Annotated in this window: 15 protein-coding genes and 1 tRNA gene; 9 read left to right on the top strand and 7 right to left on the bottom strand. The window is 59.3% G+C overall.

The features are described from left to right. Window positions 1–272 precede the first annotated feature (272 nt). Together H7U37_RS02165 and H7U37_RS02160 are read right to left on the bottom strand one after the other, a co-directional pair. Window positions 273–935 (bottom strand): sigma-70 family RNA polymerase sigma factor, encoded by a 663-nt coding sequence (locus H7U37_RS02165; protein ID WP_204873232.1) that lies wholly within the window; start codon window positions 933–935, stop codon window positions 273–275. Continuing rightward, window positions 916–1755: a helix-turn-helix transcriptional regulator gene (locus H7U37_RS02160; protein WP_204873230.1), complete on the bottom strand. Its 840-nt coding sequence runs from the start codon at window positions 1753–1755 to the stop codon at window positions 916–918. The genes H7U37_RS02165 and H7U37_RS02160 overlap by 20 nt, the downstream gene beginning before the upstream one ends. A gap of 229 nt (window positions 1756–1984) precedes the next feature. Here H7U37_RS02160 and H7U37_RS02155 point away from each other — a divergent pair, with 229 nt between their 5' ends. From H7U37_RS02155 to H7U37_RS02145, 3 genes are all read left to right on the top strand, one after another. Then, entirely contained in the window at window positions 1985–3364 is a 1380-nt protein-coding gene (locus H7U37_RS02155) for a DNA primase family protein (RefSeq protein ID WP_204873228.1), read from the top strand. 194 nt (window positions 3365–3558) lie between these two features. Then, window positions 3559–4542 carry a MobV family relaxase gene (mobV, locus tag H7U37_RS02150; protein ID WP_204873226.1) on the top strand — a complete coding sequence of 328 codons (984 nt, stop codon included), beginning with the start codon at window positions 3559–3561 and terminating at the stop codon, window positions 4540–4542. Then, window positions 4529–4708: a hypothetical protein gene (locus H7U37_RS02145; protein WP_204873309.1), complete on the top strand. Its 180-nt coding sequence runs from the start codon at window positions 4529–4531 to the stop codon at window positions 4706–4708. Before mobV ends, H7U37_RS02145 begins: the two co-directional genes overlap by 14 nt. 240 nt (window positions 4709–4948) lie before the next feature. On the opposite strand, the gene H7U37_RS02140 is transcribed toward H7U37_RS02145, so the two are convergent. Then, window positions 4949–5024: transfer RNA gene (locus H7U37_RS02140), tRNA-Pro, on the bottom strand. Window positions 5025–5153: 129 nt separating this feature from the next. After that, window positions 5154–6398 carry an adenosylhomocysteinase gene (locus tag H7U37_RS02135; protein WP_204873224.1) on the bottom strand — a complete coding sequence of 415 codons (1245 nt, stop codon included), beginning with the start codon at window positions 6396–6398 and terminating at the stop codon, window positions 5154–5156. Window positions 6399–6573: 175 nt separating this feature from the next. Here H7U37_RS02135 and hprK point away from each other — a divergent pair, with 175 nt between their 5' ends. The 3 genes from hprK to H7U37_RS02120 all read left to right on the top strand — a co-directional run bounded on the left by hprK (window position 6574) and on the right by H7U37_RS02120 (window position 9065). Beyond that, a complete protein-coding gene (gene hprK, locus H7U37_RS02130; protein WP_204873222.1) occupies window positions 6574–7521 on the top strand; it encodes an HPr(Ser) kinase/phosphatase in 948 nt (315 codons plus the stop codon). Window positions 7522–7600: 79 nt separating this feature from the next. Beyond that, on the top strand, window positions 7601–8428 hold the full coding sequence (locus tag H7U37_RS02125; RefSeq protein WP_204873220.1) for a TrmH family RNA methyltransferase: 828 nt from the start codon (window positions 7601–7603) through the stop codon (window positions 8426–8428). A gap of 1 nt (window position 8429) precedes the next feature. Next, the gene (locus H7U37_RS02120; RefSeq protein WP_204873218.1) at window positions 8430–9065 is read left to right on the top strand and encodes a hypothetical protein; all 636 of its coding nucleotides are present in this window, start codon (window positions 8430–8432) and stop codon (window positions 9063–9065) included. On the opposite strand, the gene H7U37_RS02115 is transcribed toward H7U37_RS02120, so the two are convergent. From H7U37_RS02115 to H7U37_RS02105, 3 genes are all read right to left on the bottom strand, one after another. Further along, a complete protein-coding gene (locus tag H7U37_RS02115) occupies window positions 9066–9749 on the bottom strand; it encodes a TVP38/TMEM64 family protein (protein WP_207751925.1) in 684 nt (227 codons plus the stop codon). Window positions 9750–9881: 132 nt separating this feature from the next. Continuing rightward, a complete protein-coding gene (locus H7U37_RS02110) occupies window positions 9882–12428 on the bottom strand; it encodes a heavy metal translocating P-type ATPase (protein WP_204873216.1) in 2547 nt (848 codons plus the stop codon). A gap of 19 nt (window positions 12429–12447) precedes the next feature. Further along, the gene (locus H7U37_RS02105) at window positions 12448–12711 is read right to left on the bottom strand and encodes a metal-sensing transcriptional repressor (protein ID WP_204873215.1); all 264 of its coding nucleotides are present in this window, start codon (window positions 12709–12711) and stop codon (window positions 12448–12450) included. A 436-nt stretch (window positions 12712–13147) separates the two neighbouring features. Between H7U37_RS02105 and H7U37_RS02100 the strand changes: the two genes are divergently transcribed. The 3 genes from H7U37_RS02100 to H7U37_RS02090 are packed head-to-tail and all read left to right on the top strand — an operon-like array spanning window position 13148 to window position 14971. Next, on the top strand, window positions 13148–13612 hold the full coding sequence (locus H7U37_RS02100; protein ID WP_204873212.1) for a hypothetical protein: 465 nt from the start codon (window positions 13148–13150) through the stop codon (window positions 13610–13612). Window positions 13613–13614: 2 nt separating this feature from the next. Beyond that, complete coding sequence (locus H7U37_RS02095) at window positions 13615–14541, top strand: sugar phosphate nucleotidyltransferase (protein WP_204873210.1); 927 nt, start codon at window positions 13615–13617, stop codon at window positions 14539–14541. 34 nt (window positions 14542–14575) lie between these two features. Beyond that, complete coding sequence (locus tag H7U37_RS02090; RefSeq protein WP_204873208.1) at window positions 14576–14971, top strand: DUF5655 domain-containing protein; 396 nt, start codon at window positions 14576–14578, stop codon at window positions 14969–14971. Window positions 14972–15103: the final 132 nt, after the last annotated feature.

Below are 15103 nucleotides of genomic sequence, written 5' to 3'. Positions count from 1 at the left end.
CAAAGGAGGGCAGAGCCTTCCTTGGCACACGACTTTCCCTCGGAAAGTCTAGTGTGTTATACCTTTGCTTCCGGCTGACGCCGGGAAGGGGCTGACTGCGGCATCTGCGACTTGGGCAGATGGACAGCGGGCAGACACTTTTCGGCGGCAGTAGGACAGGCGGATTTTGTACGGCCACGGACGAAATTAGGATTTGCACAGAGGGCAAAATCCGCCTGACCGGAAAAGGAAGCAGAGGTATATAAGCTCCCGTCCCGCCGCAGCGAAACGCACTAAAACCACCAGGGCAGCTCCAGCCATAGATTGTCCAGTGCTTGTTCCTCAGTGCGCTTTGCCCGGCTCTCACTGAGGTGAAAATGCAGCGCCGTCCCAAGTAGGGGGTGGGCCATATCATCTGTAAACCCAAACCGGTACAGAAGATAGGTTTGCTCTCTGGCAGACAGCATCCCAAGAGCTTGATACAGCTCGGAAAGTTCCTCCTGCTTGATGTAAATTTCCTCTGGAGAACGTGCCAGCGGATGGGAGATGGCCTCAATACGTTGGGCCTGTTCTTCCTCGCTCCGCACATCTTCCAGACGGATAAGCTGAATGCCCAGTTCGTTTTCACCATGCACCACTTTTGGCTCAAACTGGGCAAATGCTGCCCGGATGAAATCGGTCATGGCGTTGCGGATGGCAGGGGCCGCATAGGTCAGAAACTTTATACCACGTGCAGCATCAAACCCCGCAGCGGCGCTCAACAGGCCGATGCTGCCCTCCTGGATCAAATCTTCGCAGTCCACACAGAAATCACTTTGGGCAAGGTTCATGCTTCGGTACAGTTCTCCGGCGGTCTTGCGGAGAAACCCAACGTTTTGCTCCACCAGCAGACTGCGGGCCCCGGCGTCCCCCTTTTGAGCCAGGGAACACAGCTGCTCATTGGTCCGGTTCTTCATCTGTATGTGACGCTGGCGGTGCTAAGGTGCTTTCCAAGAATGTCTGGATGGCCTGTCCAAACTGATTCAGGGCCTCCAGATTGACGCCATCCATACCAGACACGCTGCTTGTAACCGCCTGTGCAATCTGCTCCGGTGTGACGGATGGGCTTTGCATATCCTGGCCCTTGGTCAGCTCTGTAAACATCTTCTGGGTGACGGCTTTGGAGAGGCTTTTGGCGGCATCCAGATCGTTTCCCACCTCTTGCTTGACTTCCCGCACCGCCGCCATAAACTGGTTTTGAATGGTGGTCAAGTCGGCCTGATAGGGCGGCACTTTCAGTCGGTTTACCTCTCTAGCCGCTTGTACGGTGGCGTCGGTCCGCACAGCTCCCATCAGCATGGAGCGGAGGGTGGTCATCATCTGGTTTTGAAGTGCATATCCCTCTGCCAGCGTATCGTCCAGATATTGGCCGATCAGATAGGTCACCTCCGCAAAGCGGGGGCTTTCCAAAAGTCGATTGACCACGTCCGACTGCACCTTGCCCAGATATAGATTTTTAGCCGCCTCCACGGACAATCCCAGTTCGGAAATCTCATAGTTTTTGCGGTCTGGGATCTCTGTCAGCCCGAGCAAAAAGTCGGTGGATACCTGGAAGGTCCGGGCCAGGCGGAGGACCTGCTCATGGCCCAGCTTTTCCACCTTTCCAGTCAGAAAACGGTTTAAGGTACTCTCGGTTACGCCTATTTTCACGGCCAGATCCGCCTGAGAAATCTTGTGGTATTTCATCAAATCCACGATCCGGGTCCGCAGGTCTCCCGGCAGAAAAACTGGTTCCATAAACGCTCCTCCTTTCTCAATCAGCTTGTCTCCACTGCATCGGAGAACACTGGAAAGATCAAACAATTTTCTATGCTGCACCGCCCTGTGGCCTTGCATTTCTGCAAGATGGCAGGGCGGATTTTTTTATTTCTTGCACTTTCGCCTGTTTTTTAGGTCTATAGCCTTTTTCTCCGTATATTCAGGCAGACAGGCGGAGACCTACCACACTTTAAGGAGGGATAGACCCATGAAAAATAAACAGAAGCCTGAGGGGATGCCTATCTGGTTCGATGGAAAAAACATCAACGAGGCCCTGTTTTGTGAGGAGTTCTTGCAGACACACAAGATCATCTTCACAAACGGGGCTTTTTTCACGCCGGAAGGCCGTATCACCGATGAACTGCCCCTACGAGGCGAGATTTTTGAAGAACTGAAATGCTGTGCGGTCAGCAACATCCCCCGCAAAATCAGCAACATTGTAGAGTTGATGAAGCTGGCGGCACTGGTGGAGGATTTTCCACCGGAGCCGGATCGGATTCATCTGGCAAACGGCACCTTATTCCTGGACGGTACCTTTGAGGAAAGCAAACCTAATATTGTCCGCAACCGTTTCCCTGTGGCCTACCATCCTAACGCTCCGAAGCCCGTCCTTTGGCTGCAATTTCTGGATGGTCTGCTTTACCCGGAGGACATTCCCGCCTTGCAGGAGTACATCGGCTACTGCCTGATTCCCAGCAATAAGGGGCAACGGATGATGGTGATTAAGGGTAACGGCGGTGAGGGTAAGAGCCAGATAGGAGCCGTGCTGGGGCATTTATTCGGTGTGAATATGAAGGACGGCAGCATCGGGAAAATATCGGAGAACCGATTTGCCCGTGCAGATCTGGAGCATATTCTCCTGTGCGTGGATGACGATATGCGAATGGAAGCCCTACGACAGACCAACTATGTAAAGTCCATTGTGACTGCCCAAGGCAAGATGGATTTGGAGCGCAAGGGCAAGCAGAGCTATCAGGGCTGGATGTGCGCCCGACTACTGGCCTTCTCCAACGGAGATTTGCAGGCGCTGTTTGACCGGAGCGACGGATTTTACCGCCGCCAGCTGGTACTAACCACAAAGGACAAGCCTGCTGACCGTGTGGACGACCCCGATCTGGCCGAAAAGATGAAGGTTGAGGTGGAGGGCATTCTGCTGTGGGCCTTTGAAGGATTGCAGCGGCTGGTGGCCAACAACTTCAAGTTTACCGAAAGTGAGCGCACCAGAGAAAACCGAGAGGCCGTTAAGAGGGACAACAACAATGTGTTCGATTTTCTGGATTCGGACGGATATATCCGTCTGAAAGCCGATGCTTCCGCCAGCTCTAAGGAGCTGTACGAGGCATATCAGATTTTCTGCACCGAAAACAGCCTGCTTTCTCTGAAACCCCGCAGCTTCAGCGATGCTCTTATCGCTAACCAGAGCCGCTACCATCTGGAATACTGCAACAATGTGACCAATGCCGCCGGTCGGCGTGTGCGTGGATTTCTGGGCATTGAGGTATTGGTGAGAAGTAATATGTCGGTGTTTTCCGGTGATTCGCTGCGTACGTGCGTACCGGAAGATGTGCCGGAGGAGTGGCAGCGTTAATACTGGGGTCCCCAGCGGAACCCTGTAAAGTGGTTTCGTTGGGGAGAGGACGAGCAGCGGAACGAGCGAGCTTTCGGCTTTAGCCGGAAGCGAAAGGTGTGGAACTTGCGAGGCCGCTGTACGCACGTACGCAGTGATTGACGGCTGTTCACTCTTTATACAGCAATTTGCCTATCAAACAGGAGGGGTCAAACATGGATCAGGCACAATATGGGATCATGCGGTTTGCCAAGTACAAGGGGCCGGAAATTGGGAACATTGAGGCCCACAATGAGCGCACCAAGGAAAAATACGCCAGCAACCCCGATGTGGACGTCAGCAGAAGCAAGTACAATTTTCATCTGGTGGAGCCGGTGCAGAGATACCGTGCAGAGGCAGAAAAACAAATTGCCGCCGCTGGCTGTCGCACCCGAAAAGACAGTGTGCTGGTTGTGGAGGTGCTGTTCACGGCCAGCCCGGAGTTTTTCAAAGGTAAAAAACGGGCAGAGGTTCGAGCCTACTTTGAGGAGGCCCTGCGATTCTTTGAGCAATATCAGAATAAGGCCAATATCATATCCGCCGTGGTGCATATGGACGAGAAAACGCCCCATATGCACCTTTCTTTTGTCCCGCTGACTGCGGACGGCAGGCTTAGTGCCAAGGAGATCGTAGGAAATAAGAAAAAGTTGACCCAGTGGCAGGACAACTTCTGGTCCCACATGGTCCGAACATACCCGGAGCTGGAGCGTGGCGAGAGTGCCAGCCAGACTGGGCGTGACCACATTCCGCCCAGGGTGTTTAAGGAGATAACCAGATTGGCCAAGCAGGAAGCCAAGCTGGAGGAACTGCTGGCCGGTATTGGAGCATTTAACGCCAAAAGCAGAGCTGCTGAGATTGCGGCACTGCTGGACAAGTATATTCCGGCGGTGGAGCAGATGCACACCACGATGAAGAAGTATCAGGTGGCGTTCACAACCACTACCGCCGAGAACAAAAAGCTGAAACAGGAAAACGCACAGCTGGAGCAGTCTCTGGACAAGGCTACCAAAGAAAGTACATTGAAGCAGCTGGCCGACGCCAAACTGCGGCGAGACTATGCGGATGCCGTCGCTGTGCTGGATCATATCCCCAAGGAAGTGTTAGATGTGTATGCCCGTGGCGACCACGGGAGAGAGGAGCGGCCTATTGAAGAACGGTAAGAAGAAAAAGCCGAGCGATTATGGTACCGGCATCCCGCAGCATGAGATGGAGGCGCTGGCCCGTGTGCTGCTGCCGGAAATCGAAAAGTTTTACGCCAGCGAAGAAGGGCAGCGCCGATTTGCTCAGTGGCAGGTCGAGCAGGCTAAGAGTCAAAAAGCGAAGTGATGGCCTGTAAGCTGTGATCTACATCAAAAACGAAAAGACAAGGAGGTCTGCAAAAGAACTGCTATGGTTCCTATCATACACCGGAATTCGACAAAAATAAATCGAAAAAGGGCGAACTTTCCTCAGCTAGAAGGAAGGTTCGCCCTTTTTTGTTTATCGGGTCAAATTTAAGTTTTCAGTAAAAAGAAGAAATCCGAACGCATCCCCCACAGGGAAGATGCAGTTCGGATTATCCTCTTTTGGTCCGAGTGACAGGATTCGAACCTGCGGCATCCTGCTCCCAAAGCAGGCGCGCTACCAACTGCGCTACACCCGGATGGAAAGCCCAGCGCCTTACTATTATAGATGAATACCCACAAAATAGCAAGCAAAAAATAGGGGAGAAGAGGAAGGTCCGGAGCGCTCTTGCAAAGAGACGCTCCGGACCAAGGTTTTGGGAGAAACCTTACGCCTTCCAGCCGTTCAGATAGTCCACCTGTTCCGGAGTCAGGGTGTCGATGGACAGCCCCATGGCGGCCAGCTTGACCCGCCCGATCTCGTCGTCAATGGAAGCAGGCACATGGTATACTTTCTTTTCCAGATGGTCCCGGTTGTGTACCAACCACTCCAGCGCCAGCGCCTGGACGGCAAAGGACATGTCCATGATCTCCGCCGGATGACCGTTGCCGGCAGCCAGATTGACCAGCCGCCCTTCTCCGATGACGTTGAGCACCCGACCGTCGGGCAGGATGTAGCCCACGATATTGTCCCGCCGCAGTTCCTGAGACACGGCCATTTCAGCGAGGGAGGCCACATCCACCTCGCAGTCGAAGTGACCGGCATTGGTGAGGAGGGCGTTGTGCTTCATGACCGCAAAATGCCTGGGCGTAATGACGTCCTTGCAGCCGGTAACGGTGACGAATACGTCGCCATATCTGGCCGCCTCGTCCATGGGCATGACCTGAAAACCGTTCATCGTGGCGTCCAGGGCCTTGAAGGGGTCCACCTCGGTGACGATCACATGGGCGCCCATCCCGTGGGCGCGCATGGCCACGCCCTTGCCGCACCAGCCGTAGCCGGCCACCACCACCGTTTTCCCGGCCACCACCAAATTGGTGGTGTGCATGATGGCGTCCCAGACCGACTGGCCGGTGCCGTATTTGTTGTCATAATAGTGCTTTGCTTTGGCGTCGTTGACCGCCATCATGGCGCAGGGCAGGATCCCCTCCCGCTCCCGGGCGCGGAGGCGGAGAATGCCGGTGGTGGTCTCCTCACAGCCGCCGATCAGGTTTTCCGCCAGATCGGCGCATTTGCCGCCCAGCAGATGGATCAGATCGCCGCCGTCGTCCACCACCAGATGGGGCTTGAACTTCAGCGTCTCGATGAGATGGCTTTCGTACTCCTGGGCGGAGGCGCCGTGGATGCCGAAGGTTTCTACCCCCAGGCTGGCCAGTCCCGCCGCCACGTCGTCCTGGGTGGAGAGAGGGTTGGAGCCGGTGAGCCGCACCTGTGCGCCGCCCTTTTGCAGGACGAAGCCCAGATTGGCGGTTTTGGCCTCCAGGTGGACCGAAACCGCGATACGCAGGCCGGCAAAGGGCTGTTCCTTCTCAAAACGTGCCTCTATTCCGCCCAGAGCGGGCATAAAATCCCGCACCCATTGAATCTTGCGGCGTCCGGCTTCAGCCAGCGCGGGATCTTTTACGATACTCATAACCATAACCTCCGGTGTTTTCAAAAAATTCAGCGGTCCCATTATATCAGATGACATGCGGAATTGTACAGGGGGCTTGGGTATTTTGCCGGGGAAACCTTGCAAAGAGGCGGGGCAGGATGGTATAATGTGTCATAAGAGCATCGTGTACCACACAAAGAGAGGAAGGGACGGCATGAGCAATTATTCCGTAAAACTGGGCAAGATCATTGACGATTTCCACCTGGAGGTCCTGCGGGAATCGGAGCATTACCGGGACCGCCTGATCCACACCGAGGACGTGAGCCGTCCCGGCCTCCAACTGACCGGATTTTTCGACTACTTCGACCCGGAGCGTATCCAGGTCATCGGCTTGGTTGAGGAAACCTATCTCAACGGGCTCACCTCCCAGCAGAGAGAGGCCGCCTTTGAGGCGCTTTTTAAGTACGATATCCCCGCCTTTATCATCTGCCGCGGCATGGAGCCCTTTCCTGAGTGCATGGCCATGGCGGATAAGTATGACCGCATCATCCTGCGCAGCAACGACGTGACCTCGTCCTTTGTCAGCGCCGCCGTCTCCGCCCTGCGCAACGAGATGGCCCCCCGCATCACCCGCCACGGCGTGCTGGTGGAGGTCTACGGCGAAGGCGTATTCCTGATGGGCGAGTCGGGAGTAGGCAAGAGTGAGACCGCCATTGAGCTGGTCAAGCGCGGCCACCGTCTGATCGCGGACGACGCCGTGGAGATTCGCCGGATGAACAATAACCGCCTGCTGGGCAGCGCCCCCGAGCTGATCCGCCACTATATCGAGCTGCGGGGCATCGGCGTGGTGGACGTACGCCGTATTTTCGGTATGAGCGCCGTCAAGGACGAGGCGGAGATCGACCTGATTGTCAGCCTGGAGCCCTGGCGGGAGGACGCGGTCTATGACCGGCTGGGTCTGGATGAGCTCTACACCGACGTGCTGGATGTAAAGATCCCCACCCTCACGGTACCGGTGAAGCCGGGCCGTAACCTGGCCGTCATCGTGGAGGTAGCCGCCGTCAATAACCGCCACAAGAAGATGGGGTATAACGCCGCGCTGGAGTTTACCAAGCAGATCAACGCCCATTTTGACCAGGCCCTCAACGGGCAGGGCGGCTGATCGTCCCCTTTTGAGACCAAACGAGGCCAGACGAAAGCGCTGGCCTCGTTTCTTTCTGAACACGCAAAGGAGAAGCGATATGGCATATCTTGTAACCGTGACCGACCCTTCCGCCCCGGAGCTGGACCTGTTCGCCCGGCTCACCGAGGCCCAGCTCCGCAACCGTCTGGAGCCGGAAAAGGGCATTTTTATCGCCGAGAGCCCCAAGGTCATCCGCCTGGCGCTGGACAGAGGCTATACGCCGGTGGCCCTGCTGATGGAGGAACGGCACATCCGCGGGCAGGGGAGGGAGCTCATCGAGCGGTGCGGCGAGATCCCGGTCTATACCGCCGGCCGGGAGGTTTTGGCCACTCTCACCGGCTACGCGCTGACCCGTGGAATTTTGTGCGCCATGCGCCGGCCGGTCCTGCCGGGTGTGGAGGAGCTGTGCGCGCCGCTCCACCGGATCGCGGTACTGGAGGGCGTTGTGGACGCCACCAATGTGGGGGCCATTTTCCGTTCCGCCGCCGCCCTCCACATGGACGCCGTGCTGGTGACGCCCACCTGCTGCGACCCCCTCAACCGGCGGGCGGTACGGGTGAGCATGGGCACGGTGTTCCAGATTCCCTGGACCCGCATCGGGGAGACGCCGGCGGATTGGCCCCAGGCGGGCCTGGCCCGGCTGAGGGCGCTGGGCTTCCGCACGGCGGCCATGGCCCTGCGGGCGGACGCCCTGTCGGTAGACGATCCCATGCTGATGGCGGCGGACAGGCTGGCCGTGGTGTTGGGCGCCGAGGGGGACGGCCTGGCGGGGGAGACCATCGCCCGCTGTGACCATACCGTCTGCATTCCCATGTCTCACGGGGTGGACTCGCTGAACGTGGCCGCCGCCAGCGCGGTGGCGTTCTGGCAGCTGGGGAGGAGATAATATGGACGGGCTGGACACTGTTTTGGAGCAGGCCCGGAAAGAACTGGCGCGGCTGCGCACCTGGTACCGGCGGGGCCTTTTGCTACGGGAAGAGGTGCTGAGCCAGCGCGTAGCCTGTTACAAAGCGGGCGTGGAGGCGTTGAAGGCACAGGGCAGGGGAGAAGAAGCGGAGCGTTTGCGGGCGTTCTGGGGGATACCCGACCCGGCGCCCGACGCCCCGGCCGGCCTGGACGCTCCTGTCCCCGACGGGGTGTACTGCCTGCCGTTTGGGAACGGACCCCGTTTTCTGGCCGCGCCGCCGCCGCTGGATCAGGTTTTTTGCTGGGAGGTCACGGGACCGCGTGGGGAGAGAGAGGCGATTTCGCTCCGCCTGACCCAAGCCGGAACGGAGCGGGACGCCCGGGGGCGGCTGTCCCGCTGGTGGGAGGGAAAGGGACGGCTGGACGGCTATCAGTGGGCGGACGTCATCCTCGCCCTTCCCGTGGATGCGCCGGACCGGGGGGAGCTGTTCTATAAAGCCTATGCCGACCGGGAAGCGCCCCGGTGGCGGGCGTGGCAGGCGTGGCGGAAGCCCCATGAGGCGCAGCGGCGGGAGGCGGCGCTGGCCTGGTTTGAGCGGGAGATCCGCGGGATGTAATCATTTGCGGAATTTTTCAAACAGCATTTCTTCCCACTTGTCGCCGTAGCGGAGGCCGATTGCGAAGAGGAGGACGCCGGCAATACCGATGAGGATCATACCCCACAGCGGGATGGAGATGGCCGAGTCGCCGATGGCGCTGGCCACCAGGAGCCCCCACAGCCGGGTGGACACCACCAAAACGAAAAAGCGGTGGGCGGGGATATCGGTGAGGCCGGCCAGAGCGCAGATCAGGTCGTCCGGGAAGAAGGGGAAGAGAAAAACCAGGGCCAGGAAAATATCCCGCTTGCGCCGGATGACATCCAGGTATTTTTCCGAGATTTTTTTGCTGACGAACCGGTCCACGAAGGAGCGGCCCAGCCCTCTGGCCAGGGCAAAGACCAGCATGGAGCCGCTGACCACCGCCAGCGCGGTGAGGAAGAAGGAGAGCCAGGTGCCGAAGAGGACGCCGCCGGCCAGGGCGGTGATGTTGCTGGGAATGGGGGCGATGACCACCGAGGCCAGCTGCACCAAAAAGTAGACCAGGTGTGTGTATGGGGTAAAGCGTTCGATGTAGGACCGCATATCCTCCATGGAGCCGATGGCCTGGAAAAAGCCGGTCAGGTACAAAAAGAGGGCGCCGCCCACCAACAGCGCAATGGTCAGGGCCAGCGTCAGGCCCCAGGCATGTCGTTTCACACACATCGCTCCTGTCTGATCTGAAATAAAAAAAGGGGGGACGCCCGGCGGGCGTTCCCCCCTTTGGTGTACAAACGATAGTGTACGCCAAGATTTTCATAATTGCCAGAAGAATTGATTAAATTTTTGTAAAGCTTTTTACCGGATGCCGGTGACGGTATAGCCCGCGTCGGTGACCGCCTGGATGAGGACAGCGTCCTCCGCCTCGCCGGTGACGGTGGCGGAGTTGGAGGCCAGGTCAACGGTGGCGGTGACGCCGGGGATGTCGTTGAGGGCCTTGGAAACGTGGGCCACGCAGTGGGGGCACATCATGCCCTGGATGGAAAGGGTCTTGGTCATAGGGATCACTTCTCCTTTTTCTTGATGTTCCGCCGGGCGGGGGAGGGGGACCTCCCCGCCGGCTGGGAGCCGGGGCTTGAAGAGGCGCAGGCGCAGGGCGTTGCTCACCACGCACACCGAGCTCATGCTCATGGCGGCGGCGGCGAACATGGGATTGAGCATGATGTGGAGCAGGGGAAACCAAACGCCGGCGGCCAGTGGGATGCCGATGATATTATAGATGAAGGCCCAGAAGAGATTTTCCTTGATGTTGCGGATGGTGGCCTTGGAGAGCTGCACGGCGGTGACAGCGTCCAGCAGGTCGCTTTTCATGAGCACGATGTCGGCCGACTCCATGGCCACGTCGGTGCCCGCGCCGATGGCCAGGCCCACATCCGCCGTGGCCAGCGCGGGCGCGTCGTTGATGCCGTCTCCTACCATGGCGACCTTCCGGCCCTGGGCCTGGAGCTCGGCCACTTTTTGGGCCTTGTCCTGGGGCAGGACCTCGGAGCGGATCTCATCCACCCCCAGGGCCTTGCCCACGGCCTGGGCGGTGCGGGCGTTGTCGCCGGTGAGCATCACCACCCGGATGCCCATGGACCGGAAGGCGGCGACCGTCTGGGCGCTGGTGGCCTTGGGCTGGTCCGCCGCCGCCAGGATGCCCATGAGACCGGTCTCCCGGGCAAAAAAGAGGGGCGTTTTTCCGCCGGCGGCCAGGGCGTCGGCCTGCTGGAGCAGGGCCGGGTCCAGGGGGATGCCCTTTTCCTCCAGCAGGGCCCGGTTGCCCGCGAAGAAGGTCTCCCCCTGGATGTGGCCCTGGACGCCCCGGCCGTGAAGGGCCAGGAAATCGGTCACCGGGGCAAGGGGGATGTTGTCCTCCTGGGCGGCGGAGACGATGGCGGCGGCCAGGGGGTGTTCCGAGGGCTTTTCCAGGGAGGCGGCCACGCACAAAAGCTCCTCCCGGGTGGTGTCGCCCACAGGGAGCAGGTCGGTGAGGCGGGGCTTGCCTTCCGTAAGGGTACCGGTCTTATCCAGCACCACCGTGTCGATGGCGTGGAGGGCCTCCAGGGCCTCGGCGGATTTGATGAGGATGCCGTATTCGGCGCCCTTGCCGGTGCCCACCATGATGGCCACGGGAGTGGCCAGCCCCAGGGCGCAGGGGCAGGAGATGACCAGCACCGCCACGCCGGCGGTGAGGGCACGGGTCACGTCGCCGCCGGTGACCAGGAGCCATACCAGCGCGGTGACCAGAGCGATGCCGATGACCGCCGGCACAAAGACGCCGGCCACCTTGTCGGCCAGCTTGGCGATGGGGGCCTTGGAGGAGGAGGCCTCCTCCACCAGGCGGATCATCTGGGCCAGGGTGGTATCCTCGCCCACCCGGGTGGCGGAAAAGACGAAGGAGCCGGACTGGTTAATGGAGGCGGCGGCCACCTTGTCGCCCGGTCCCTTTTCCGCCGGGATAGACTCGCCGGTGAGGGCCGACTCATCCACCGACGACCAGCCCTCCTCCACCACGCCGTCCACCGGCACCCGTCCGCCGGGTTTCACGACGATCTTGTCGCCCACCGCCACTTCTTCCACCGGCACCTCGGTTTCCGTGCCGTCCCGCAGGACCGTGGCCGTTTTGGGGGCCAGGTCCATCAGGCGGGAGATGGCCTGACTGGTCTTGCCCTTGGAGCGGGTCTCCAGAAATTTTCCCAGGGTGATGAGAGTGAGGATCATGCCGGCGGACTCCAGGTAGAGGTCCATGGACCACTTGTCCACCAGGGCGGCGTCCCCGTGTCCCAGGCCCCAGGCGATCTGATAGAGGGCCACAAGGCCGTAGAGCAGGGAGGCGGAGGAGCCCAGGGCGATGAGGGCGTCCATATTGGGCGCGCCTTTGGCCAGGGTCTTGAAGCCCACCTTGTAGTATTTGTCGTTGACGTACAGGATGGGCAGCAGCAGCAAGAGCTGGGTAAAGGCAAAGATCATGGCGTTTTCCGTGCCGTGGAAGATGCCGGGGAGCGGCCAGCCCATCATATGCCCCATGGAGAGATAGAACAGGGGGAGGAGGAAGGCAAAGGAGACGATCAGCCGGAATTTCATATGGCGCAGTTCCTTTGCCGCCGCGTCATCGGCCTCCCGGCGGGCGTCAGCCGGCCGGGTCTTGGCGTTCCCCGCGGCGGCGGCGCCGTAACCGGCCTTTTCCACGGCCCGTATGATGTCCGGCAGTCCGGCGGCGTTCTCGTCAAAGTCCACCGTCATGGAGTTGGTCAGCAGATTGACGCTGACCTCCCGCACCCCCGGCACGCCGCGGACGGCCTTTTCCACGTGGGCGGAGCAGGCCGAGCAGGTCATGCCGGTGACGCTGCAAGCTTGTTTCATGCAAAACCCCTTTCCGTGGTCACTTGAGGATACGGCCCAAGGTGTCCACAAACTCGTCGATTTTCTGCTGGCGCTCCTGTCCGTCGGCGGCGTCCTTGACGCAGTGCTCCAGGTGAGCGGTGAGAATTTCCCGGTTCACCCGTTTGAGAAGCGCCTCGGCGGCCATGACCTGGGTGGAGATGTCGATGCAGTAGCGGTTTTCCTCCACCATGTCGATGATGCCGTCCAGTTGTCCCCGCGCGGTTTTGAGGAGCCGGAGGATCTGTTTCTGATCTGCCATCATGGTCGGTCCCTCCTTATGGTTTCCGAGGAGAATACCCCCCGGGGGGGTGGTGTTCTGAGGAGAGTATACCGCGGCTCTTTGCTCCTGTCAAGAGGAAAGGGCCCATTCGTTTACATAACATTCACAACTCCTTCAAATTCTGGTCAAAGACCGGAGGTATACTGTAAGCACAGTCAAGGAAAAAACCCCCGCTGACCGCAGTTCCTTTCTATTACTGCTCCGGACTGGGGGAGCAGACAAAAAGCAACACAAATACTTGTGTTTTGAATAGATTCCTCACTTTCCCCCTCTCTTTTCTTTCACACTGCAATCCGCCGCAGCCTGCAAACGGGCCGCGGCGGATTGTCTTGCCGGGAAAAGAGGGCGGAACGCTTGCGGCTTTTCTTTCCAGGCGGTATAATAGACGGGACAACAAAAAAGATGGGGGTGGAACCATATGCCGGACCGTTGGGAAGAACTGGACGTGGAATGCTTTGACGCGGCCGTGGAATTTTTCAGCCAGTTTACCGAGGACCCGGAGGACGAGCTGTCCAGATGGGTCAAGATGCGTCTCAAGCCCACGCAGGCGTTTTGCGATGCCGCGGAAGAGATGGAGGGGCTGGACTTTGATACCGCCTGGGATTCCTATAAAGCCTTTTTTGCCTTTGTCGAAGCAATCCCCTTTACGGAGGAGGATTTGAAATCCTTCCTGGCCCATTTCACGTTGGACGGCGAGGAAGAATGGGAGGCGCTGGCGGGATTTTTGGAGGAAAGCTTCGGATGGTCTGTGTACGGGCTCCCGGAAGAAGAGGCGGCTTCGTACCGGACGGAAGCACTGGAAAGCGGCGAAGCGTTTGAGGCGTGGTATGACGCGCTCTGCGATTCGTGCGGCGAAGAATACGAAGAAGAGGAAGAGGAATAAACATGGATCAGAAACCTGTACTCGTGGTCATGGCCGCCGGCATGGGCAGCCGTTACGGCGGATTGAAGCAAGTAGACCCGGTGGGCCCCAACGGTGCGCTTATCATTGACTATTCCATCTATGACGCCCGCCGGGCGGGCTTTGAGACGGTGGTTTTCGTCATCAAGAAGGAGCTGGAGGATACCTTCCGGGCTTCCATCGGCGACCGGCTCTCCAAGGTGATGACCGTCCGCTATGTCTATCAGGAGCTTACCGACCTGCCCGAGGGCTACGCCGTCCCCGAGGGCCGGGTGAAGCCCTGGGGCACCTGCCATGCGGTGCTGGCGGCGCGCAAGGTGGTGGACGGCCCCTTTGCCGTCATCAACTCCGACGACTACTACGGCCCCGAGGCCTTCCGGGAGGTTTACCGGTATCTGTGCGAACACCCGGACCAGGAGGGTTGCTACTCCTTTGCCATGGTGGGCTATCTGCTTGGAAACACCGTCACCGAGCACGGCCATGTGTCCCGCGGCGTGTGCGTGGAGGATGAGGACCACAATCTGTGCACCGTCACCGAGCGCACCCACATCGAAAAGGACGGGGACAACGCCCGCTACACCGAGGACGAGGGCAAGACCTGGCATCCCCTGCCTGGGGACGCCATCGTGTCCATGAATCTGTGGGGCTTTTCCCGCAGCTTCCTCACCGAGGCCCAGGCCCGGTTCCCCGCCTTTCTGGACAAGACCCTGGCGGAAAACCCGGAAAAGGGAGAATACTATCTGCCCAGCGTGGTGAGCGCCCTCATCGGGGAGGGCAAGGCCAAGGTGAAGGTGCTGCGCAGCCACGACCGGTGGTACGGCGTCACCTACCGGGAGGACAAGCCCACCGTGGTGGCCGCCATTGCCCGCATGACCGAGGAAGGGCTTTATCCCGCCGATCTCTGGTCCTGAGACCTTCAGCCGCGCCGGAAGGAGGGGAGCTTTTGTGGAGCTGTCGGAACATTACGCCGCTGATATCCTGGTTTTCTTTGAAGGAAAGCCGGTGGAGTTGTCCCTCTATGAGGGATTCTTTGACCGGATGTGTCAGCTGTTCCCCGACGCGGCGGTGAAGGTGCAGAAGAGCCAGATCAGCTTTTATGAGCGCCATCTCTTTGCCGCCGCCTCGGTGCCCATCCGCCGGAAAAAGACCTGGCCGGAGCACTGTCTGCTGGTGACCTTTGGCCTGTCCCACCGCCTGGAGAGCCCGCGGGTGGCGGTGGCGGTGGAGCCCTACCCCAACCGCTGGACCCACCACGTGCTCATTTCCCGACCGGATCAGATCGACGGCGAGCTGATGGACTGGGTCCGGGAGGCTTGGTCCTTTTCCCAATCCAAACGCTGAAAAAAGCGAGGAACAGCACAGAGTGAAGTGAACCCCAAAAGTTAGACAATATTAGGAAGCAAAAATTGTTTAAGCAGCCGAAAGGGCTTGCTGTCTGTGTATTGCAGGCGGCAAGCCCTTTAGCTTTGCCTT

The organism is Pseudoflavonifractor phocaeensis (genome assembly GCF_016901735.1).
In the GTDB taxonomy this organism is placed as follows: domain Bacteria; phylum Bacillota; class Clostridia; order Oscillospirales; family Oscillospiraceae; genus Pseudoflavonifractor_A.
Note: the sequence above shows the minus strand (reverse complement) of the source record. Positions and strands in the feature narration are given on the sequence as shown.

Excerpts from the sequence above, each read along its gene's own strand:
- H7U37_RS02165 (WP_204873232.1), bottom strand. The coding sequence starts at position 935 with ATGAAGAACCGGACCAATGAGCAGCTGTGTTCCCTGGCTCAAAAGGGG.
- H7U37_RS02160 (WP_204873230.1), bottom strand. The coding sequence starts at position 1,755 with ATGGAACCAGTTTTTCTGCCGGGAGACCTGCGGACCCGGATCGTGGAT.
- H7U37_RS02155 (WP_204873228.1), top strand. The coding sequence starts at position 1,985 with ATGAAAAATAAACAGAAGCCTGAGGGGATGCCTATCTGGTTCGATGGA.
- mobV (WP_204873226.1), top strand. The coding sequence starts at position 3,559 with ATGGATCAGGCACAATATGGGATCATGCGGTTTGCCAAGTACAAGGGG.
- H7U37_RS02135 (WP_204873224.1), bottom strand. The coding sequence starts at position 6,398 with ATGAGTATCGTAAAAGATCCCGCGCTGGCTGAAGCCGGACGCCGCAAG.
- hprK (WP_204873222.1), top strand. The coding sequence starts at position 6,574 with ATGAGCAATTATTCCGTAAAACTGGGCAAGATCATTGACGATTTCCAC.
- H7U37_RS02125 (WP_204873220.1), top strand. The coding sequence starts at position 7,601 with ATGGCATATCTTGTAACCGTGACCGACCCTTCCGCCCCGGAGCTGGAC.
- H7U37_RS02120 (WP_204873218.1), top strand. The coding sequence starts at position 8,430 with ATGGACGGGCTGGACACTGTTTTGGAGCAGGCCCGGAAAGAACTGGCG.
- H7U37_RS02115 (WP_207751925.1), bottom strand. The coding sequence starts at position 9,749 with ATGTGTGTGAAACGACATGCCTGGGGCCTGACGCTGGCCCTGACCATT.
- H7U37_RS02110 (WP_204873216.1), bottom strand. The coding sequence starts at position 12,428 with ATGAAACAAGCTTGCAGCGTCACCGGCATGACCTGCTCGGCCTGCTCC.
- H7U37_RS02105 (WP_204873215.1), bottom strand. The coding sequence starts at position 12,711 with ATGATGGCAGATCAGAAACAGATCCTCCGGCTCCTCAAAACCGCGCGG.
- H7U37_RS02100 (WP_204873212.1), top strand. The coding sequence starts at position 13,148 with ATGCCGGACCGTTGGGAAGAACTGGACGTGGAATGCTTTGACGCGGCC.
- H7U37_RS02095 (WP_204873210.1), top strand. The coding sequence starts at position 13,615 with ATGGATCAGAAACCTGTACTCGTGGTCATGGCCGCCGGCATGGGCAGC.